Source organism: Epilithonimonas sp. JDS, assembly GCF_021261315.1.
Taxonomy (GTDB): Bacteria; Bacteroidota; Bacteroidia; order Flavobacteriales; family Weeksellaceae; genus Epilithonimonas.
Genome location: NZ_JAJSAX010000001.1, coordinates 1,036,400 through 1,057,933, shown reverse-complemented (window position 1 = coordinate 1,057,933; position 21,534 = coordinate 1,036,400). Strand labels below are relative to the sequence as shown.

At 37.2% G+C, this 21,534-nt stretch carries 20 protein-coding genes; 10 read left to right on the top strand and 10 right to left on the bottom strand.

Annotation, left to right across the window (positions count from 1 at the left end; translation table 11 throughout):
* Positions 1 to 11 precede the first annotated feature (11 nt).
* The 3 genes from LUD75_RS05000 to ileS all read right to left on the bottom strand — a co-directional run bounded on the left by LUD75_RS05000 (position 12) and on the right by ileS (position 4,340).
* Positions 12 to 254 carry a DUF6576 domain-containing protein gene (locus LUD75_RS05000; RefSeq protein WP_232704568.1) on the bottom strand — a complete coding sequence of 81 codons (243 nt, stop codon included), beginning with the start codon at positions 252 to 254 and terminating at the stop codon, positions 12 to 14.
* Positions 255 to 346: 92 nt separating this feature from the next.
* Positions 347 to 727, bottom strand: a complete 381-nt coding sequence (locus LUD75_RS04995; protein WP_232704567.1) for a TraR/DksA C4-type zinc finger protein — start codon at positions 725 to 727, stop codon at positions 347 to 349.
* A 157-nt stretch (positions 728 to 884) separates the two neighbouring features.
* Complete coding sequence (ileS, locus tag LUD75_RS04990; protein ID WP_232704566.1) at positions 885 to 4,340, bottom strand: isoleucine--tRNA ligase; 3,456 nt, start codon at positions 4,338 to 4,340, stop codon at positions 885 to 887.
* A gap of 260 nt (positions 4,341 to 4,600) precedes the next feature.
* Here ileS and LUD75_RS04985 point away from each other — a divergent pair, with 260 nt between their 5' ends.
* The 3 genes from LUD75_RS04985 to LUD75_RS04975 all read left to right on the top strand — a co-directional run bounded on the left by LUD75_RS04985 (position 4,601) and on the right by LUD75_RS04975 (position 7,779).
* Entirely contained in the window at positions 4,601 to 5,806 is a 1,206-nt protein-coding gene (locus LUD75_RS04985) for an ATP-binding protein (protein ID WP_232704565.1), read from the top strand.
* A 101-nt stretch (positions 5,807 to 5,907) separates the two neighbouring features.
* On the top strand, positions 5,908 to 7,155 hold the full coding sequence (locus LUD75_RS04980) for an AMP-binding protein (protein WP_232704564.1): 1,248 nt from the start codon (positions 5,908 to 5,910) through the stop codon (positions 7,153 to 7,155).
* Between the two features lie 21 nt (positions 7,156 to 7,176).
* Positions 7,177 to 7,779 (top strand): hypothetical protein, encoded by a 603-nt coding sequence (locus LUD75_RS04975; protein ID WP_232704563.1) that lies wholly within the window; start codon positions 7,177 to 7,179, stop codon positions 7,777 to 7,779.
* Positions 7,780 to 7,815: 36 nt separating this feature from the next.
* Here LUD75_RS04975 and LUD75_RS04970 read toward each other — a convergent pair whose 3' ends face one another.
* The gene (locus tag LUD75_RS04970) at positions 7,816 to 9,063 is read right to left on the bottom strand and encodes an NAD(P)/FAD-dependent oxidoreductase (RefSeq protein ID WP_232704562.1); all 1,248 of its coding nucleotides are present in this window, start codon (positions 9,061 to 9,063) and stop codon (positions 7,816 to 7,818) included.
* An 85-nt stretch (positions 9,064 to 9,148) separates the two neighbouring features.
* On the opposite strand from LUD75_RS04970, the gene LUD75_RS04965 reads away from it, so the two are divergent.
* The 7 genes from LUD75_RS04965 to LUD75_RS04935 all read left to right on the top strand — a co-directional run bounded on the left by LUD75_RS04965 (position 9,149) and on the right by LUD75_RS04935 (position 17,379).
* Positions 9,149 to 10,675: an aromatic amino acid ammonia-lyase gene (locus tag LUD75_RS04965; RefSeq protein WP_232704561.1), complete on the top strand. Its 1,527-nt coding sequence runs from the start codon at positions 9,149 to 9,151 to the stop codon at positions 10,673 to 10,675.
* Between the two features lie 56 nt (positions 10,676 to 10,731).
* A complete protein-coding gene (gene fabG / locus LUD75_RS04960; protein WP_232704560.1) occupies positions 10,732 to 11,463 on the top strand; it encodes a 3-oxoacyl-ACP reductase FabG in 732 nt (243 codons plus the stop codon).
* An 85-nt stretch (positions 11,464 to 11,548) separates the two neighbouring features.
* Positions 11,549 to 12,769: a beta-ketoacyl-[acyl-carrier-protein] synthase family protein gene (locus LUD75_RS04955; protein ID WP_232704559.1), complete on the top strand. Its 1,221-nt coding sequence runs from the start codon at positions 11,549 to 11,551 to the stop codon at positions 12,767 to 12,769.
* Between the two features lie 7 nt (positions 12,770 to 12,776).
* On the top strand, positions 12,777 to 13,031 hold the full coding sequence (locus tag LUD75_RS04950; RefSeq protein WP_232704558.1) for a phosphopantetheine-binding protein: 255 nt from the start codon (positions 12,777 to 12,779) through the stop codon (positions 13,029 to 13,031).
* A 54-nt stretch (positions 13,032 to 13,085) separates the two neighbouring features.
* On the top strand, positions 13,086 to 13,970 hold the full coding sequence (locus LUD75_RS04945; RefSeq protein WP_232704557.1) for a lipid A biosynthesis acyltransferase: 885 nt from the start codon (positions 13,086 to 13,088) through the stop codon (positions 13,968 to 13,970).
* 240 nt (positions 13,971 to 14,210) lie between these two features.
* Positions 14,211 to 15,743, top strand: coding sequence for an NAD(P)/FAD-dependent oxidoreductase (locus LUD75_RS04940; protein WP_232704556.1), 1,533 nt, complete (start codon positions 14,211 to 14,213; stop codon positions 15,741 to 15,743).
* A complete protein-coding gene (locus LUD75_RS04935; RefSeq protein ID WP_232704555.1) occupies positions 15,733 to 17,379 on the top strand; it encodes a C45 family autoproteolytic acyltransferase/hydolase in 1,647 nt (548 codons plus the stop codon). Before LUD75_RS04940 ends, LUD75_RS04935 begins: the two co-directional genes overlap by 11 nt.
* Positions 17,380 to 17,503: 124 nt before the next feature.
* Here LUD75_RS04935 and LUD75_RS04930 read toward each other — a convergent pair whose 3' ends face one another.
* The 6 genes from LUD75_RS04930 to LUD75_RS04905 are packed head-to-tail and all read right to left on the bottom strand — an operon-like array spanning position 17,504 to position 21,517.
* Complete coding sequence (locus LUD75_RS04930) at positions 17,504 to 18,676, bottom strand: DUF2062 domain-containing protein (protein WP_232704554.1); 1,173 nt, start codon at positions 18,674 to 18,676, stop codon at positions 17,504 to 17,506.
* A complete protein-coding gene (locus LUD75_RS04925) occupies positions 18,676 to 19,158 on the bottom strand; it encodes a hypothetical protein (protein ID WP_232704553.1) in 483 nt (160 codons plus the stop codon). Before LUD75_RS04925 ends, LUD75_RS04930 begins: the two co-directional genes overlap by 1 nt.
* Before the next feature lie 4 nt (positions 19,159 to 19,162).
* Entirely contained in the window at positions 19,163 to 19,537 is a 375-nt protein-coding gene (locus LUD75_RS04920) for a 3-hydroxyacyl-ACP dehydratase (RefSeq protein WP_232704552.1), read from the bottom strand.
* Between the two features lie 3 nt (positions 19,538 to 19,540).
* Complete coding sequence (locus tag LUD75_RS04915) at positions 19,541 to 20,176, bottom strand: hypothetical protein (protein WP_232704551.1); 636 nt, start codon at positions 20,174 to 20,176, stop codon at positions 19,541 to 19,543.
* Positions 20,142 to 20,768 carry an outer membrane lipoprotein carrier protein LolA gene (locus LUD75_RS04910; protein ID WP_232704550.1) on the bottom strand — a complete coding sequence of 209 codons (627 nt, stop codon included), beginning with the start codon at positions 20,766 to 20,768 and terminating at the stop codon, positions 20,142 to 20,144. Before LUD75_RS04910 ends, LUD75_RS04915 begins: the two co-directional genes overlap by 35 nt.
* Positions 20,768 to 21,517 carry a polysaccharide deacetylase family protein gene (locus tag LUD75_RS04905; protein WP_232704549.1) on the bottom strand — a complete coding sequence of 250 codons (750 nt, stop codon included), beginning with the start codon at positions 21,515 to 21,517 and terminating at the stop codon, positions 20,768 to 20,770. Before LUD75_RS04905 ends, LUD75_RS04910 begins: the two co-directional genes overlap by 1 nt.
* Positions 21,518 to 21,534: the final 17 nt, after the last annotated feature.

The window sequence follows — 21,534 nt, the reverse complement described above, 5'->3', positions numbered from 1 at the left end:
ATTCAAATTACTTATTTCTTGGACAATTCGTCCAGCCTTTTGCGTTCTTTTTCGGTAAGATCGTCCAGACCGTTTTTTCCTATTTTGCTCAGAAGTTTGTCGATTTCGTCCTGCCGTTCTTTGCGTTTTGCATTGAACTCATCATCGATGGTATAATATTTTTCCTCAGGTTTGAAAATGTTTTTAACAGGCTTATTATTAAAAACAAAAAAGCCTACCAAAATAATCACTAATAAAATAATAATAGTTATCATCCTTATAAAAAAAATACAAAGCAAAAGTGCCGAAACACCTTATGCTTTGTATTAGAATTTATTACATTGTACTTACTACTTTTTGCAACAGTTTATCGCTGCATATTTTTAGCTTCGATGCTCAGCGTAGCGTGAGGAACTGCTCTCAATCTTTCTTTTGGGATCAATTTTCCAGTTACTCTGCAGATGCCGTAAGTTTTGTTCTGGATTCTGATAAGCGCGTGTTTCAAGTCGCGTACAAACTTTTCCTGTCTTCCTGCCAAGATAGAATTCTGCTCCTTGCTCAGAGTTTCAGCACCTTCTTCAAAAGCTTTGAAGGTTGGCGAAGTATCATCAGTACCGTTGTTTTGGTCATTGATGAAACTTTCTTTGATTAGAAGAAGATCTTTTTCCGCTTTATCGATTTTTTCCTGTATCAATTGTTTGAATTCCTGTAAATCAGCGTCGTTATATCGTAATTTTTCGTCGGCCATTTCCATTGTTATTAATTGTTCAAAATTTTATTTTTTTTGGCTTTTTTGAATTTCAGCAGCCACGCTTTTTATTAATTGACAAGTATAGAAATAAAATTAAAAAAATATCAATAAAGAATTATGAATTCACAATTTCTTAACAATAATAAAAAATCGTTTATTTTTTCTCAACTTTTATCTTGAATTTTTCTTCATTTATCTCTATTTCGTCAAAATTCGAGAGTGAATTTACAAATTCTATTTTATCTGACAATACTTCTTCAGAAATATATGCATCATTGTTAATAAGTTCTGTCTGGAACGGCGAATTCTCTTCCAATTGGATTGATATCCTGTCCGTTAAATCAAAATCTTTCTCTTTTCTAAGATTTTGAACCCTGTTGATGAACTCTCGTGCAACGCCTTCTGATTTCAATTCATCCGTCAGCTTCAAATCTAATGCCACAGTTGTTTTTCCTTCGCTCGCAACAGTCCATCCTGGGATATCTTTTGTGAAAATCTCTACATCTTCCGTTGTGATTTCGTATCCGGAAACGGTTGCTTTTCCTTCTTTCTCTAAGGTTGCAATTTGCTCAGATGTGAAGTTGGCAATCTCTCCAGCCACAGTTTTCATATCTTTTCCTAATCTCGCACCAAGGGTTTTGAAATTCGGTTTGATTTGTTTTATAATAAGATGCGATGCTTCTTCGGAATTGATGAGTTGCAATTCCTTCACATTCACTTCTTGTTTGATTAATTCAGAAACGGCCAAAATCTGCTCCTCGGTTTTCTTATCCAAAACTGGAATCATCACTTTTTGAAGTGGCTGACGAACTTTCACATTTTCTTTCTTTCTCAATGAAAAAACCATCGATGTGATTTGCTGAGCCAGATGTGTTTTCTCAACCAAATCCTGGTCAATCAAGCTTTCATCCACCACTGGGAAGTCTGTCAGGTGAACAGAATTTACTAAATCTTTTCCAGTTACCTTGTTCAAATCCTGGAACAATTGATCCATAAAGAACGGCGCAATTGGTGCGGAAAGTTTTGCTACAGTTTCAAGACAAGTATATAAAGTTTGGTAAGCAGAAATCTTATCATCGGAATATTCGCCTTTCCAGAAACGTCTTCTGCAAAGTCTTACGTACCAATTCGATAAGTTATCATTAACGAAATTATTGATTGCTCTCGAAGCTTTCGTCGGCTCGTAATCTTCGTAGAACGATTTCACGTCTTTGATTAATAAATTCAATTCAGACAAAATCCAACGGTCAATTTCCGGGCGGTTTTCGATGTTGCTTTCCAAGTATTTGAAACCGTCAACATTCGCATACAAAGCGAAGAAAGAGTAGGTGTTGTAAAGTGTTCCGAAGAATTTCCGTCTTACTTCATCAATCCCTTCAATATCGAATTTCAGATTCTCCCAAGGATTCGCATTGGAAATCATATACCAACGCGTCGCATCCGGTCCGTAAACCGAAAGCGTTTCGAATGGGTCAACGGCGTTTCCAAGACGTTTGGACATTTTTTGTCCGTTTTTGTCCAAAACCAAACCGTTTGAAACCACATTTTTGTAAGCTACAGAATCGAAAACTGTTGTCGCAATCGCGTGCAAAGTATAGAACCAACCACGAGTCTGGTCAACACCTTCCGCAATAAAATCTGCTGGGAAAGCTTTGTTGTTATCAACTTGCTCTTTATTCTCGAACGGATAATGCAATTGCGCATAAGGCATCGCTCCGGAATCGAACCAAACGTCAATCAAATCGCTTTCACGCTTCATCGGTTTTCCGGATTCTGAAACCAAAGTGATTTGGTCCACAATATTTTTATGAAGGTCAACTAATGCGTAATTTTCCTCCGACATATTTCCAATTTCGAAACCTTTGAAAGGATTTTCTTTCTGGAAACCAGCTTCGATGGATTTTTCAATTGCGTTGTACAATTCTTCTACAGAACCGATTAATACTTCTTCTTTTTTATCTTCAGTTCTCCAGATCGGCAACGGAATTCCCCAATATCTGGAGCGGGAAAGATTCCAGTCGTTGGCGTTTTTCAACCAATTTCCGAAACGGCCTTCACCGGTAGATTTTGGTTTCCAGTTGATGGTTTCATTCAAATCGAACATTCTGTCTTTCACATCAGTCACTTTGATGAACCAAGAATCTAATGGATAATACAACAAAGGCTCGTCAGTTCTCCAACTGTGCGGATAACTGTGGACATATTTTTCAACCTTGAAGGCTTTGTTTTCTTTTCTTAATTTTAATGCAATTCTCTCATCAACAGAAAGATACGCTTTCAAATCAGAAATAATTGATTTTAAATTTTCTTTTTGAAGATTGAATTCTACAGATTTTTCGTCATCATTCAAATATTCGCCTTTCACATATTCGTTCGCAAAACCGTAAGTTTCATCTTTTACAATTGATAAAAATTTACCTTGCATATCAACCAAAGGAACCGGATTTCCATTATCATCCAAAACCAACATTGGCGGAACTTCAGGCGTTGCTTCTTTTGCAACTTTTGCATCATCTGCACCAAAAGTCGGCGCAGTGTGAACGATTCCTGTTCCGTCTTCCGTGGTTACAAAATCTCCGGCAATCACTCGGAAAGCGTTTTCTGGATTTTGGTAAGGTTTAGCGTAATCTAATAATTGCTCATATTTGATTCCCACCAAATCAGCACCTTTGAATTCTGCTAAGATTTGATATGGAATAACTTTGTTTTCAGAAGTGTAATTCGCGAAATCTTCATCAGTTCCTTCCGCATATTTCTTTGCAAACTGTTTTCCAACCAACGCTTTCGCCAAAACAATATTAATCGGCTCAAAAGTATATTGATTGAAAGTTTTCACCAAAACATAATCGATTTTTGGACCCACTGTCAAAGCTGTATTGGAAGGCAAAGTCCAAGGTGTCGTCGTCCAAGCCAAGAAATGAACATCACCAAAACCTTGTAAAAACGAAGGCAAAGTTTCTTGCAAAGTTTTGAACTGGGCTACAACCGTCGTATCGGAAACATCACGATAAGCGCCTGGCTGATTGACTTCGTGGGAAGACAAACCAGTTCCAGCTTTCGGAGAATACGGCTGGATTGTGTAACCTTTGTACAGCAAACCTTTGTCGTAGATTTGTTTCAAAAGCCACCAAACCGACTCCATATATTTTGGTTTGTAGGTGATGTACGGATTTTCCATATCCACCCAATAACCGATTTTTTCGGTCATGTCGTTCCAAACATCGGTGTAGCGCATCACGGCATTTTTACAAGCTTCGTTATATTCTTCGATGCTGATTTTTTTGCCGATATCTTCTTTGGTGATTCCCAATTCTTTCTCAACTCCCAATTCCACAGGAAGTCCGTGCGTGTCCCAACCGGCTTTTCTGAAAACCTGTTTTCCGGATTGCGTCTGGAAACGGCAGAAAATATCTTTAATAGCTCTCGCCATCACGTGGTGAATTCCCGGCATTCCGTTGGCAGAAGGCGGTCCTTCATAAAAAACAAATTCCGGCTGTCCTTCACGGATTTCTACGGATTTTTTGAAAGTATCGTTGGTTTTCCAAAATTCTGCTATGTTTTTTGCAGTTTCGGTCAGGCTAAGATTTTTATATTCTGTGAACTTGCTCATTTTCAATGTCTCAAATCTGTTTTTGATAGATTAAGTTTGCGAATTTAGTGATTTTTGTCGATTAATTAATGGGTTTTTGAGTTGAAAATGGGCTTAAAATTGAATGAACATTATCTATTGTTTTAAAATGGAGAATATTTTTCATTAATAATGAAAGATATTATTTGATTATAAAAAACAATTATGTTTGTTAGTAGTGGATATATGTGTTTGATAATAAAATTAAATTTTATACATTTGTATTGAATAAAATTATTATTATGCTGTCTAATAGTCAATTAACAGAAATAGTTGAGTACCAAAATGTATATTTTTTAGGAAAAAAAATAGGATTGCAACGTGAGAAATTAGAGGAAATAACTTTGTATGAAAGTTTTGTTTTGCTTATAACTGGCGTTCGAAGAGCTGGAAAAAGTACACTTTTACTACAATTATTGAATGATAATAAAGAACAATCTTTGTTTTTGAATTTTGAAGACCCAAGATTGGCTGGTTTCGAATTGCCGGATTTTCAGAAATTAGATGTCATCATCAGAGAAAAAAGTGTGAAAAATTTATTTTTTGATGAAATACAAATTGTTGAAGGTTGGGAATTGTATGTTCGGCAGAAATTAGATGAAGGTTTCAAAGTTGCAGTTACGGGTTCTAATGCGACTTTGCTAAGTCGAGAAATGGGGACGAAATTAACAGGCAGAAACCTTCCATATGAACTTTTTCCGTTTTCTTATCGGGAATTTTTAGAGTTTAAAAATTTAGAAAACAATAGTTTTTCAGTTGAAGAATATATGACTGAAGGTGGTTTTCCGGAGTTTCTAAATTTGGATAATGGTTTGGTTTTGCAACGTCTGTTGGTAGATGTTTTGAACCGTGATATTGCCGTGAGATACGGAATACGCGACATCAATTCTTTGCAACAATTGGCAATCTATCTCATATCAAATATAGGAAAACTTGTTTCTGCAAACAAATTGAAAGATTTATTCGGTTTGAAATCGGTGAGTGCAATCGCCGATTATTTCTCTCATTTGGAAAATACTTATCTGGTGCAATTTCTTCCAAAATTCAGTTATTCTTTGAAAACCCAAGTTCGAAATCCGAAGAAAGTTTATGTTGTGGATTTGGGTTTGTTTACGCACGCTTCCATCGTTTTTACGGACGAATTGGGAAGGCGTTTGGAAAATATGGTGTATTTGCATTTAAGAAGAAAATTTCCCGAAGTTTACTATTTTAATGAAAAAAAAGAATGTGATTTTATCGCTATCAAGCAAGGAAAACCTGCGGAAATAATACAGGTTTGCTACGATTTGAATCAAGATAACTTGCAACGGGAAATCGCTGGATTGCTGGATGCGTTGAATTATTTCGATGAAGAAAAAGGAAAAATCATCACATTCAATCAGAAGGACCGTTTCGAAAAAGATGGTAAAGTCATAGAAGTTTTGCCGTTTCACGAGTTTGCAGGATAGCTTTTGATTGCTCAAAATTTTAATATTTCTAACTTTGCTTAAAACCCATTATTTTGAACTTATTTCCAGACATCGAATTTTCCGATTCCAATAAAATAAAAATGTTCCAAGAAGAAAAACTTCGGGAGCAATTGCAATATTTGAACGAGAAATCGCCGTATTATCAGAAACTTTTCAAAGACCACAATATCGATATAAATGAAATTAGAACTTTAGAAGATTTAGTTAAAATTCCGACGACTTCAAAAAATGATATTCAGGCAAACAATCAGGATTTTTTCTGTGTTCCTCACAGCGAAATTGTGGATTACAGCACGACTTCTGGAACTTTGGGCGACCCTGTGACTTTCGGATTGTCGGACAAGGATTTGGAACGTTTGGCTTACAACGAAGCGATTTCTTTTGCCTGCGCCGGAATCCAAAAAGGTGATGTTGTGCAGATGATAACAACTATCGATAAAAGATTTATGGCTGGTTTGGCTTATTTTCTTGGGCTTCGAAAAATGGGTGCGAGCGTTGTGAGAATGGGACCTGGAATTCCGGAATTGCAATGGGATTCGATTTTCCGATACAAGCCGAAATATCTGATTACCGTTCCGTCTTTCCTTTTGAAAATGATAGATTACGCTGAAAAACACGGCATCGATTATAAAAATTCCAGCGTTTACGGTGCGGTTTGTATTGGTGAAGGTCTTAAAAATCAAGATTTCACCGATAATATTCTGTCTCAAAAAATCAAAGAACGATGGAATATTCAATTGTTTTCAACCTACGCTTCTACGGAAATGAGCACCGCTTTCACGGAATGTGAATTTCAAATCGGTGGTCATCATCATCCTGAACTCATCATTACAGAAATTCTTGATGAAAATGAAAATCCTGTAAAAGAAGGCGAAAGTGGCGAATTGACCATTACGACTTTGGGTGTTGAAGCAATTCCTCTTTTAAGATTCAAAACCGGAGATTTGGTAAAAGCGCATTATGAACCTTGCAAATGTGGCAGAAACACGATGCGTATTGGTCCGGTTCTCGGCAGAAAACAGCAAATGATAAAGTACAAAGGAACGACACTTTATCCGCCTGCGATGAACGATATTATGAATGATTTCGGGAATGTTTCCTGCTATCAGATTGTCATCAAATCCGACGAAATTGGTTTGGATGAAATTATCATCAAACTAAGTACAGACAGCGAAAGCGAAAATTTTGTGGATGAAGTGCGAGACCATTTCCGGGCAAAACTGAGAGTCAGTCCGAAAATCGAAGTTTTGGATTTTGAAGTGTTGTCAAAAAATGTTTTTAATCCAAATAGCCGTAAACCAATTAATTTTATAGATTTACGAAATTAAAATTTTACTCAATTAATAACTATGAAAAAACTATTATTACTTGTCGTTCTTATGTTTTCGACATTTACTTTTGCCCAGAACCAATTAAATTTTGAATCCGGAAATTTTGATTTTTTGAAGGACCAAACGGAAGTTAATGTTCAACTGAAATTTGATAACGTCCTTTTTCAAGCAGAAAATTATACAGAAGCTCAATATTTAGAAAAAAGAAAAGCTGAAACTTTGGCGAAGAAAGACGCTGCAGCTTGGCAAAAATGGTCAGAATCTTGGCAAGCTTTTAAAGATTCAGAATATCTTAATTATTTCCTGAAAGGTGTCAATGGATGGTCTAAGCAGGTGGTTTTCAAAAAAGATGTGAAGTCTAAATATACTTTAATTATTGACACGAAATGGGTTTATGCGGGCTGGCACGCAGGTTTGGTGGCTCAAGAAGGAAAGCTGACATCTGATTTGATTTTTGTAGAAACAGAGAATCCTTCGAAAGTGGTGATGAAAATCCAAGGTGCTGAGGTTCTTGGCAAAAAGACGAATAAAGATTTCACGATGGAATATGGAAGAATTGCCGCAGCTTACGAAGTGACGGGGAAGCTGGTTGGGAAGGCTTTAAAAAAAGTTGTTAGATAGAAAAAGTAGAAAGGTCTGAATTTTCAGACCTTTTTTTTATTGTTGCTCCAGTTTTTCTAATTTGATGAAATCCGCAAGATTTTTAACAGCCGAATCGTGAATTCTAACAAATGGATTTTTCTTATCCCAAACATAACCCGCCAAAACAGCGCAGATTTTCCTCTTCACATCAGGATTTTCCGGCTGATGGAAAAATAATTCCTGAAGATTTCCCGTGTACCATTCTTTCACATAAGTTGTAAAAACATTCACGCCATATAAGATGTAATCCGAATATTCCTTTTGCCAATCGATGGTTTCGCCATTTAATTGCCTTAAGGCTAATTTTGCAGCCAGCATTCCGGATTCTGTCGCAAATGCCATTCCGGATGAGAAAACAGGATCCAAAAATTCAGACGCATTTCCGGTCAAAGCAAATCCGTCACCGAATAACTTTTTGACAGAACAAGAATAATCTTTCAAATGTCTCGGTTCAAAAAGAAAATCAACATCTCCAAAACGTTTGACGTAATAATCAGAAAGTGAAATGGCTTTTCTCAACGCTTCAGCTGTATCACCATTCTCGGATAATTTATCGATATAATCAGTTGGTCCAACAATTCCGATGCTGGTATTTCCGTCAGAAAAAGGAATCACCCAAAGCCAAACTTCGGTTTCAATAATGTCAAATGAAATTAAAGTTCCTTCAACGCCTTCTTCCCGGTTAACATCTTTAACGTGAGCAAAAATGGCTGAATGTGGAGAGAGTTTAGAAGGTTTTTCTAAGTCTAAAAGTCGTGGCAAAACGCGACCATAACCGCTGGAATCGATGACGAATTTTGCCTGGATCTCCTTCGTTTCACCATTTTTATTTTTAACTGTTGTAATAGAATCAGTTCCATTGAATTCAATGCCAATCACTTCGGTTTGAAATTCCAGATCAACGCCTTTATTAATGACTTCCTGGGCCAAAGTATTGTCAAAGTCCGCTCTCGGAACCTGCCACGTCCAATCCCAACCTTCCCCGAATTTATCACTGAAATCAAAAATGCAAACTTCGTCTCCTCGCATAAAACGGGCGCCAAGTTTCTTTTCAAAGCCCATCTTGTCTAGCGCTGGAAACAATCCGGCCTCGTCAAAATGGTTCATCACTCTAGGAATTAGACTTTCGCCTACCACGAGTCTTGGGAATAGCGTTTTTTCAACAACTTTCACATTGATGTTGTTCTTTTTCAGAAAAGCAGAGGAGACGCAACCCGAAGGTCCGGCGCCAATTACCAAAACATCAACAATTTCTTTGTCCATTTGTTTAATAAAACTTTTATCTTTGCGCAAAATTAATGACAAATATTTAATTATATTACAATTTTATCTTTTATTACGATAATTAATGAAAATTAGCAACCATTTAGATATTAGGGATTTCCAGAGGATAATCATTGAAAATGAAAACATAGAATTGGATGACACACTTCTACAAAGAGTGAACGCCAGTTTCCAATTTCTGAAAGAATTTTCTAAAAATAAAGTGATCTATGGCGTCAACACAGGTTTCGGACCTATGGCACAGTTCAAGATCAATGATCAGGACACGCATCAGCTTCAGTACAATCTTATTAGAAGTCATTCTTCTGGCATCGGAAATCCATTGCCTGCAGATGAGGTAAAGGCTTGTATGCTTGCGAGACTTAATACATTGTCGCTTGGTCGTTCTGGAGTTCACGATTCTGTTATTAATTTGCTTAAGGATTTGATAAACAGAAATATTACGCCATTGATCTTCGAACACGGCGGCGTTGGTGCAAGTGGTGATCTTGTACAATTGGCACATTTGGCTTTGGTCCTAATTGGTGAAGGCGAAGTTTTCTATAAAGGCGAGAGAAGATCAACAAAAGAAGTTTTCGAAACCGAAGGATTGCAACCTATCAATGTTGAGATCCGCGAAGGTCTTGCCTTGATGAACGGAACTTCCGTAATGTCGGGAATCGGAATCGTAAACTCGTACAAAGCCAATCAATTGACCGAGATCTCTATCAAATTATCTTGTGCTATCAACGAGTTGGTCCAGGCTTACGATGACCATTTTTCTGAATCGCTCAATGCAACCAAAAAACATCTTGGACAACAAAAAGTAGCGGAGAAAATGCGTTCATATTTGTCTGATAGTAAATTAATTAGAAAAAGAGAAGACCACCTTTATACAAGTTTCGAAGAGCAAGATAAAGTTTTCAAAGAAAAGGTTCAGGAATATTATTCTTTGAGATGTGTTCCGCAGATTTTGGGGCCAGTTCTCGACACTTTGGAATATACGGAAGAAGTGCTTGAGAATGAGATCAATTCAGCAAATGATAATCCAATCATTAACGTTGAAGATCAGCACGTTTATCACGGCGGGAATTTCCACGGCGATTATATTTCGCTCGAAATGGACAAGCTGAAAATCGTTGTGACGAAACTGACAATGCTAGCCGAAAGACAATTGAACTATTTGTTAAATGCTAAGATCAACGAGATCTTCCCACCATTTGTGAATTTGGGTAAATTGGGATTCAATTTTGGAATGCAGGGCGTCCAGTTCACAGCGACTTCTACAACGGCAGAAAGTCAGATGTTGTCCAATCCAATGTACGTTCACAGTATTCCGAATAACAATGACAATCAGGATATTGTAAGTATGGGAACCAATGCTGCGGTAATCTGCAGAAAGGTAATTGAAAATGCTTTTGAAGTTTTAGCGATCGAAGCAATTACAATCGTCCAGGCAGTTGAGTATCTTGGTTTTCAGGATAAGATCTCATCATCAACCAAAGAACTTTATACAGAGATCAGAAAAATTATACCAGCATTTTCAGAAGATATGGTGATGTATCCGTACTTGGAAGGTGTGAAGCAATATCTGAAGAATTATAAATATTAATGACCAACTCCCAAAGTTTGGAATCTGTTCTTAATTAAATCTAAAAACTACAACCAATGAAATGTGCAATCATAACAGGAGGATCCAGAGGAATTGGTAGAGCGATCTGTCTGAAACTGGCAGAGGAAAAAAACTATCACATTCTTATCAACTATACTTCAAACGAAGACGCAGCAAAGGAAACTTTAGCAAAAGTGGAAGAGTTGGGTTCTACAGGAGAAATTCTTAAATTTGATGTAGGAAATGCCGAAGAAACCTTGAAAGTTCTTGGCGATTGGCAGGAGAAGAATCCAGAATCTTTGGTAGAAGTGATCGTCAACAACGCTGGGATCACAAGAGACGGACTTTTTATGTGGATGAAATCCGAGGATTGGAATTCTGTGATCAACACAAGCTTGAATGGTTTTTTCAACGTGACCAATTTTTTCATTCAGAAATTATTAAGAAACAAATACGGCAGGATCATCAATATGGTTTCTGTCTCTGGCGTGAAAGGTACCGCTGGACAAACCAATTATTCTGCAGCGAAAGGTGCAGTAGTTGGAGCGACTAAGGCTTTGGCTCAGGAAGTTGCGAAAAGAAATATTACAGTTAATGCCGTGGCGCCAGGATTTATCAGAACCGATATGACCCAGGATTTTGATGAGAAAGAACTGAAAGCAATGATTCCCGCCAACCGTTTTGGTGAAGCGGAAGAAGTAGCTGACCTTGTTGCATTTTTAGCATCAAGAAAATCGTCTTACATCACTGGCGAAGTGATCAATATCAACGGAGGAATTTATTCATAATCAATGTAACAATCTAAAAATTTACCAGTTTACGAATGATTCTAATTGTTACATTGCTAGACTGATACATTGTTAAATTTAAAAAATGGAAAACAGAGTCGTCATTACCGGAATGGGAATTTATTCCTGCATTGGGATTTCTTTGGAAGAAGTTAAAGAATCGCTCTATCACGGAAAATCCGGAATTGTTTTGGATGAGGAAAGAAAGGAATTTGGCTACAGGTCAGGTTTGACCGGCCGTGTTCCCAAGCCAGATTTGAAGAGCCTTCTCAGCAGAAGACAACGCATCAGTATGGGCGAAGAAAGTGAATATGCTTATCTCGCAACGATTGACGCTTTGAAGCAGGCTGGCATCGAACAGGAATTTCTTGATGACAACGAAGTCGGGATTTTATACGGTAATGATAGTGTTTCGCAAGCAGTTGTAGAAGCGATTGATATTGTGAGAGAAAAGCACGACACCACATTGATGGGTTCAGGCGCCATTTTCAAATCAATGAATTCCACTGTGACGATGAACCTTTCAACGATTTTCAAACTGAGAGGAATTAATTTGACAATTAGTGCAGCTTGCGCCAGCGGTTCTCATTCTCTAGGATTAGCTTATTTGCTGATTAAGAACGGAATGCAGGACATCGTTGTTTGCGGAGGCGCGCAGGAAACCAACAAATTTTCAATGGCAAGTTTCGACGGATTAGGCGTTTTTTCGGTTCGTGAAGATGAGCCTGCGAAAGCTTCCAGACCATTTGATGCCGGACGAGATGGACTGATTCCAAGCGGCGGCGCAGCAACTTTGATTGTTGAAAGCCTGGAATCTGCACAGAGAAGAGGTGCCAATATTTTAGCAGAAATTGTCGGCTACGGATTTTCTTCCAACGGAGGACACATTTCTACACCGAATGTCGATGGGCCAGCTCTAGCAATGGAAAGGTCTTTGAAACAAGCTGACCTGACGCCTAAAGATATCGATTATATCAATGCCCACGCCACTTCCACACCTTTGGGCGATGCGAATGAAGCAAAAGCGATACACGAAATTTTCGGAAAGCAAGTCCCCGTAAGCTCCACCAAATCGATGACAGGACACGAATGTTGGATGGCTGGTGCAAGCGAAGTCGTGTATTCTATTCTAATGATGCAAAACGATTTCATCGCACCAAACATCAATCTCGAAAATCCAGACGACGATGCAAAAAAGATAAATCTCATCACCCAAACCAAAAATCAAAAAATTGACGTATTTTTGTCGAATTCTTTCGGATTTGGAGGAACCAATTCTGCATTGATTGTTAAAAAATTTGTTTAATAAAGTTATGGAAAAAGAAAAAATTATTACGATTGCTAATGATTTTCTTGTCAATGAATTTGAGGTGGACCGCGATGATATCGCCAATGATGCCAACTTCAAAACCACACTGGGCTTGGACAGTCTGGATTATATCGATATGGTTGTAATTATCGAGTCTAATTTCGGTGTGAAATTGGGCGAGGCAGATTTCAAACAAATGGTCACTTTCGATGATTTTTACGACGCAATTCAGAATAAAATTTCCGAGAAAACTGCATAATTATTAAAGTATTTTTAGTCTAATGTCTAGCATCTATAGTCTAACATCTGAACTATGAACAAATGGAAAGGCAAATCCAAAGGCACGATATTGGGCTACCAGATTTTCGTCTGGTGCATCAAGAATATCGGAATCCGAAGCTCCTATTTTGTTCTTTATTTCGTTGCGACCTACTACTTCATTTTCGAGAAGAAAAGCAACCAATACATTTCTTATTATTTTAAAAACAGGCTGAATTTCAGTACTTTGAAAACCAAACTTTCCGTTTTCAAAAGTTACTTCGTCTTCGGCAAAGTTCTGATTGATAAAACCGCAATTTCTGTAGGATTAAGAAACCGATTCACCTACGAATTCGACGGCATTGAAAATCTCAAAAACCTTCTCGCCGAAAAAAAAGGTGGCGTTCTCATCAGCGCACACATCGGAAATTTTGAAATCGCCGAACACTTTTTTGCCGACATCGACTTTGATGCGCAAATCAACCTGGTCACGACAGACCAGGAAGTGACGGCCATCAGGGAATATATGGAAAGCATTTCCGTGAAGAAAAGCAACATCAAATTCATTTTCGTGAAGGACGATATGTCGCACATTTTCAGAATCAACGAAGCTTTGTCCAACAACGAACTGATTTGTTTCACAGGTGACCGATATTTCGAAGGCTCCAAATTTCTGGAAGCTGACTTGCTCGGAAAAACTGCAAAATTTCCAGCCGGACCTTTCCTCATCGCCTCCAGATTGCGCGTTCCCGTGGTTTATGTTTACGTGATGAAGGAAAAAAATCTCCATTATCATCTCTACGCGCGAGTCGCTCAGAACATCAAAAACCGCGATTCTCAAGGCCTACTCAACTCCTACGTCCAAAATCTGGAATCGATGCTCAAAAAATATCCACTTCAATGGTTCAATTACTTCGACTTTTGGGACGATATTGATTGATTTTCAATATATTTATGGCAGCTATTTCCGCCTTCCGTTCCCAATCTTTTTGCCTTGGCTTTTCCAGCCACAAAAAAGGATTTCCACTCAAGTCGGGCTGCAGATTCAACGTAAATTAACATTACACATTAAAACCCAATTTTGTCATTCCGTAGGAATCTAAATTTAGGAGTTACCAAAGAATAACAGAAAATAAATTTATTGAATATACTTTAATTCTAATATTTCACTTCTAAAAAATTGAAAAAACAATACGACATACTAGTCATCGGTAGCGGAATTGGTGGACTTGTTTCTGCCTTGGTTTTGGCGAAGGAAGGACTGAAAGTGTGCGTGTTAGAAAAGAATAACCAGTACGGCGGAAACCTCCAGACATTTTCGCGTGACAAACTTATTTTCGATACAGGTGTTCATTATCTGGGCGGACTTTCCGAAGGTCAGAATCTCCATCAATATTTCAAATACCTCGGCATCATTCAAGACTTGAATCTCGAAAAAATGGACGAAATTGGATTCGATAAAATCACTTTTGAAAACGACGAAATCGAATATCCACATTCACAATGTTACAACAATTTTGTTAATCAATTAGCTGAGATTTTCCCAGATGAGCGAGAGAATTTAATTAGTTATGTTGATGAAATTCAAAACGTTTGCAACCAATTTCCGAGGTACAATCTTGTGGGCGATGGGAAGTATGATGAAGATATTCTTTATATTAATGCCAAGGATTTTATAGCATCAATCACATCAAACAAGAAATTGCAAGCAGTTTTGTCTGGCTCCAATTTTCTTTATGCAGGCTCGGCAAAAACACCTTTGTATGTTCACGCTTTGACGGTCAATTCTTACATTCAAAGTGCGTATAAATGTACGAACGGTGGAAGTCAAATTTCAAAATTATTGATTAAACAATTGAGGAATTACGGAGCGGAAATCTATAAACATTCCGAAGTTTCAGAAATGATTTTTGACGAAGAACAAATTTTGAAATCCGTAAAAACCAGAAATGGAAAAGAATATTTTGCCAAAAAATTCATTTCGAATATTGAGATTAAAACAACTTTGGATTTGATTGGTAAAGAACATTTTAAGAAATCTTTCACCAAAAGAATTGATGAATTGGAACCGATAAGTTCGTGTTTCAGCGTTTACATTGTTCTAAAACCTAAGACTTTCAAACATTTCAATTTCAATTATTACCACTACAAAAACGAAGAAAATATTTGGAATCAGTCCGATTATTCGGATGAAAACTGGCCGGAATCTTATATGCTTTCCGCGACATCTTCCAAGCAAAATCCAGAGTTCGCAGAAAGCTTGACCATTTTGACTTATATGAATTACAATGAGGTGAAACAATGGGAAAACACTTTCAACACGGTTGCAGAAGAACACGAACGGGGAAAAACTTACGAAGCATTCAAAACTGAAAAAGCTGAAAAGTTGATTTCAGGAATCGAAAAGAAATTCCCGGAATTGCGTTCTCAAATCAAAGCTGTTCACACTTCTTCGCCACTTTCTTATCGCGATTACATCGGCGGTTACAAGGGAAATATGTACGGCTACACGAAAGATTCGTCCAATCCAATGAAAACGATATTTTCGCCAAAAACCAAGGTCAGCAACCTTTTTCTGACAGGTCAAAGCGTGAATATGCACGGAGTTTTGGGCTGTACGATAGGCGCGTTCAACACTTGCTCGGAGATTCTGGGAAAGGAATTGATTGATGAAAGATTGACTCAAGTTTTAAATCAAGCTGATGAAAAATAGAGTTCTACTTTATCTTTTTTTTGTTTTGAATGTCATTTCGTGTGGCGTTTCAAAGTCCATCAATCACGTTCCAGAAATTAGCCAATATTCTCTTGAGATTCCGAAAGTTGAAAAAGTAAACGACTCGACTTTTAGTTTTAAGGAAAATTATCTCACTAAAAATAAACAGCAAGTTTGGGAACTCTACATCCACGGAAATCCTTTGCAGTTAGGCTATAACAATGGTGCGTTGACGCAGAATCTGATGCAAAATCAGGAAGAGATTTTCTTTTCCAAGGTCGAAGGTTTTGTGCCTTCAAAATTCAAACAAAGATTGTTGAATGGTTTTTTGAAATGGTACAACCGGAAAATGTATTTGAATGTTCGGGAAGATTATCAAACTGAAATCTATGGTTTATCCCAATACTCATCAGATAAATACAACTTCATTGCGCCAAAATATCTCAGAAGTTTGTACTTGCACGGCGCGCACGACATTGGTCACGCAATGCAGGATTTGGCGATGGTTGGCTGTTCTTCACTCGCGGTTTGGAATGAGAATACAGAAGACGGCGATTTGCTGATTGGAAGAAATTTCGATTTTTATGTCGGCGACGATTTTGCCAAAAATAAGTTGGTAGAATTTGTGGAACCAGAAAATGGAATTCCGTATATGTCGGTCAGTTGGCCGGGAATGATTGGTGTGGTTTCGGGAATGAATAAGGAAGGAATTACGGTCACAATCAACGCTGGAAAATCCAAAATTCCGATGACCGCAAAAACACCGATTTCGCTTGTGACGAGAGAAATTCTACAGTTTGCTAAAAATATTGATGAAGCGATTGCGATTGCAAAAAAACGGAAAGTCTTCGTTTCAGAATCAATTTTGGTGGGAAGTGTGAATGATAAAAGTGCTGTAATCATTGAAGTTTCGCCTGATAATTTCGGGATTTTTAAAGTGGAGAATTCGAGTCAATTGGTTTGTACGAATCATTTTCAATCTGAAGCTTATAAAGATGACGAGCGAAATCAAAAGCAAATTGCGGAAAGCCATTCCGAATATCGGTATGAAAAACTTCAGGAATTGTTGACAGAAAACCCAAAGTTGAATCCTGAAAAAATGGCTTCGATTTTACGAGATAAATCTGGTTTGAAAGGAGCGCAAATTGGATACGGAAATGAGAAGGCTTTGAACCAACTTTTGGCGCATCACGCGGTGATTTTTTCGCCGGAGAAACGATTGGTCTGGGTGTCGTCAAATCCTTATCAATTGGGCGAATTTGTCTGTTATGATTTGAATAAAATCTTTTCTGATGAGCGATTGAAAAGTGGAGAATTTGCGACTTCAAATTTGAATATTGCGAAAGATTCTTTTGTGGATTCTCAGGAATTTAAAAATTATGAGGAATTTAAAAAATTGAGTTCTCAATTTGATGAAAATAATATCTTGTCTGATGAATTTATCAATCATTATCAAGCTTTGAATGCGGATTTCTGGTTGGTTTATTATCAAGCTGGGAAATATTATTTCAGTCAAAATGATTATCAGAAGGCGAAAATTGAATTTGAAAAAGCTTTGAAGAAGGAGATTACAACGATTCCCGACAAAGAGAATGTTGAGAAATATCTGAAGAAGACTTTGAAAAAGTTGAAGTAACGACAAATCGTCATATTAATGGAAATCGTTAAACTCTGCGAAGCGCAACCCGACTTGAACGGACTCTTCGAGATCCTCAGAGTGACAATTGGGAGTGGAAGGCGGATAAGTTGCCCAAATCATTCTAACCGTTTTCTGGATTGACTTTATTGAGGAAAAGATAAAAACCAACGCCCAGAATTGTGGAGACCGAAGTTGCCAAAATCAGACTACCGATAATGTATTGAAGCAGGTGATTTTTGACAAGTTCGAAGTTGATTTCGTGATTCAGAAAATTGGTTTCTCCATCCACGAAGGGCGCACCAATAAACAAAGAACCCGCAATAATGAACGGAATGAACGGCGGAAAACTGATGTTGGAAGAGACAAATGCCAGCACTTTGTTGAGCTTGAAAATTACGGCCAAAGATATCGTCAAAGCTGTCTGAAAACCCCAAACCGGCGACAGTCCAATGAATGCGCCTAACGCAATGGAAAAGGCCTTGGTGCGGTTGCTTCCGTCGCTTTCCATAACATCTTCTTTTATGAATCTCTTGAAACTTTTCTTCCTGAAATTTTGGATGAAATTTCGAGGTTTGATGTAGGCTAAAGTAATGATAACCAAGATGGTATTCAGAATGCTGATTCGCGTAAAATCTTTGAAAGGGCGGAAGTGCGAAACCCGTTCCGCTGGGTCGTAGAGAACTTTCACCGGAACATTTTTGACTGGAATATTTTTCCACGCAGTTCGTACAATAATTTCGATTTCGAACTCGAATTTTGGCGTGAAATATTTTTTCGGAATTTTGTTTAATGGATAAAGTCGGTAGCCGGATTGTGTGTCCTGAAGCTTGATTCCGGTCTCAAACCAAAACCAGAAGTTGGAAAAATTGTTCCCGAAACTGCTTTTTTTCGGAATGCCGTCCTGCGACATATTTCGGTTGCCGATGAGCAAAACGTCTTCATTTTCAGCGAGTAAAGCTTCCGCAAAAACGGGAATGTCGTCTGGATAATGTTGACCGTCGGAATCTATCGTGGTGGCGAAGTCAAATCCAAGTTCCAAAGCTTTTCTGAAACCGATTTTCAGCGCATTTCCTTTGCCTTTGTTTTCGGGTAAATGGATAATTGAGATTTGGCGATAATCGCTCAAAATGGAAGAAGTAGAATCCGTGGAACCGTCGTTTACAACAATGATGCTTTGGGTGTAATCCAGAACGCCGTCGATGACACGTTTCAGCGTCTTTTCGTTGTTGTAAGTTGGGATTAAAACGCAGATTTTCCTTTCGGAGATGGCGTTTCGTACTTCGTGGATGGTCATTATTTGAATGAAGCTTTTTCGGAAGCCGTCATCGTTTTGGATTGCCCGGCAAACTGTTTGATATAGCTTTTCAGGTCAGCATTTTGCTTGCTGTAATTGTTGATGAGGAAGATTTTGTCTTCTTTCAGATTCTTGTTGTAACCTACGATTTTTGGGATGTTTTCCTGAACGCTCATTCTGATTACACGTAATTCTGCATTGTTTGGATTGCTTGCAATGAGGCTTTCCAAGGTAGTTGCGCCTGATTTCACAAAGGATTTCCGTTTGTTTTTTTCGGATGTCACTTTGGCTTCCAAGATTTTAGAAGCTGATTTGTAGGCGAAAATTACGGGGTCATTTGATGATTTTTTATCAGCCAAAGCAATGAAATTCTTAGCATTCTCGTTGGACGAATTAGCCTTGGAATAGCTGTTTCTCAAAGATTCCAAATCGGATTGGAAGAATGAGAAGAATGCGAACATCAAAGTGAAAATCAATTTCATAACCTTAGATTTTGGTGTAATTAACTGACAGCTTCAATGCAATTGTTTCGCCAAAACTGGTCGTGTTCTTGACTTTTAGTTCGCCATCTTTTTCCGTAATGTCCAATTGCAAAACCAACTCTGGCGTTTCAAAAGGATTGATGATGGCCATAAACTTTACATTGGAAGCCGATTTCAAAAACAATTTTGAAGCGGTGAAATTTTCAGTTAAGTCTTTCACAATCTGCATCATACAAACACCTGGCGTTACAGGATTTCCAGGAAAATGTCCTTTGAAAATCTCGTGGTCGGGATTGAGTTTTATCTTCGCAATGAAACTTCCATTCTCTGATTTTTCGGATGATTCTAAAGTGTAAAAGTTGGTAAGAATGGTTTGCATATTTTATTCAGTTTCAGTGATTTGGAAAAGTTTGATATTGATTTTAAAATCTTTGTGTTGAAGATTGATTGTCTCTGCAAAAGTATGTTTTTTTGCTTCAAAACTAAAATCGACTTTTTCTCGCTTGTTTTTCGTGTAGATGACTTGATTTAATAAACCAGAATTTTTGTCAAAAAACAAATAGTATTGTTTCTTATCAACGTTTGAAAGATAAATTTTAGAATCTTCATTTTCAAAACTTGCACTCACCGAAAACTTTCGTTTTAGCAATTCTTGAAAATCATTTTTCAGAAAATTGATTACCATTTTTTTGTCTAAATCTGCCAAGACATAATTGAGTTTAAAATCATTCTCGGAAATCTCAAAGTCAATCATTTTGTTACCAAAATCTGATGTCATCACGACTCTGTGTGTGGTTTTGGAGATTTTTTTGATGATAAGAATTCCGCTGATATCATTGCCGTAAACTTCCATTTGGCATTTGTACACATAATCTTCGTTTGAAGAAAAGTACAGATTTTCAACTTCTTTTTCGGAGTTTGAAACTAGTTTTGCATCTTTCAGCTGATACGTTTTGCACGAAAACATCAGCAAAAAAAATGAGCTATAAAGAAAACTCAGAAGCAGGAATCGGCGCATTGATTTTGGTGTTTTTAAAAACAATATTCGTTGTATCTCCTGAAGCCTCAGTCATATTCACCTGCGAAACCGTCGACTGATTTTTAAGAAAATGAAGTTCGATTTGCTTAATGTACTTCAGCAACTGTGCAGATTTCGGAGTAAATTTCGCAATATTTGATGTTGAATTTTTTAGATAAACCACAGAAAATTCAGGGTCGCTGAACATTTTTCCGTTTGAACTTCCGACAATCAGTTTATTTATTTTTTCAAACGTTTTACTCTTTGCATCTACCGACGATTTTTTCCCTTGGTCGTTGATGAAAATTTTGTTTTCCTTAAAGATAATGCTGTACTGATAAGGTTTTGTGTATTTCCAGCTTAGTATATTTGGTGATTTTAAAGACATTTTTCCCTGTGTGACAATGTTTTTATCTAAAAAATCCATTTTTTTTGTTTGAACGAAATCGCTTAGTAAGGTTTTAATTTCCTTTGTTTCAGCAGAAATTTTTGTCACAAATGCTTTGGATTCGACACTTGTCATTGCTGTAGTTTGGGCAAAAACAAAACCTGAAATTAATAAAAAGGCGAAGAAAGCTATATTTTTAAACATTATTTTTCTGATTTAATGATTGAATCAATCGTGAAAGTTGAATATTTTTCACGCTCCAAAAATAACAATAATTCAACCAAAACATTGTACGTTTTTTCCGAAGTATCGTGGAGCAGGATAATGCTTCCTTTTTTTAAATTTTTGGTTACTTTCTTTAAAATTTTCTTCTCATCCATAATCACCGTGTCCAGCGAACGGACATTCCAGCCGATGCTTTTTTTATTTGTTTTCTTAATGGCTTTTGCGATATTCGGATTGGTTACGCCGAAAGGTGGACGGTACAAATCGGTTTTAAAACTGCCAATTTTCAACATCACTTCATCGCATTTTTCAATTTCATCAATCATTTTTGAAGTCGATAAAAATCCGGTATTATTGGAATGTGAAAAAGTGTGATTTCCAATTGTATGACCTTCCGCAATAATTCTCTGGAAAGTTTCAGGATATTTTTCAATCTGTTTTCCGATGCAGAAAAAGGTAGCTTTGACGTTGTTTTCTTTTAAAACATCTAAAAATTTTGGTGTGAATTCTGTCGGTCCATCATCGAAAGTCAAAGCGACTTCTTTGATTTTTGTCCGTTTATGAGTAAAGCTATTGATAAAATATCCTAATTTAATATCAAATGAACCCCAAATTACAACTGCTGAAAATAGAATGAAGCAAAAGACGTAAACCCAAATTGTTCCTTGAAATGCATACATAAATACATTCAGAAAAAGATAAAAAATAATAAAAGAATAATGTTTCATCTTTATTGTTTTTGGAT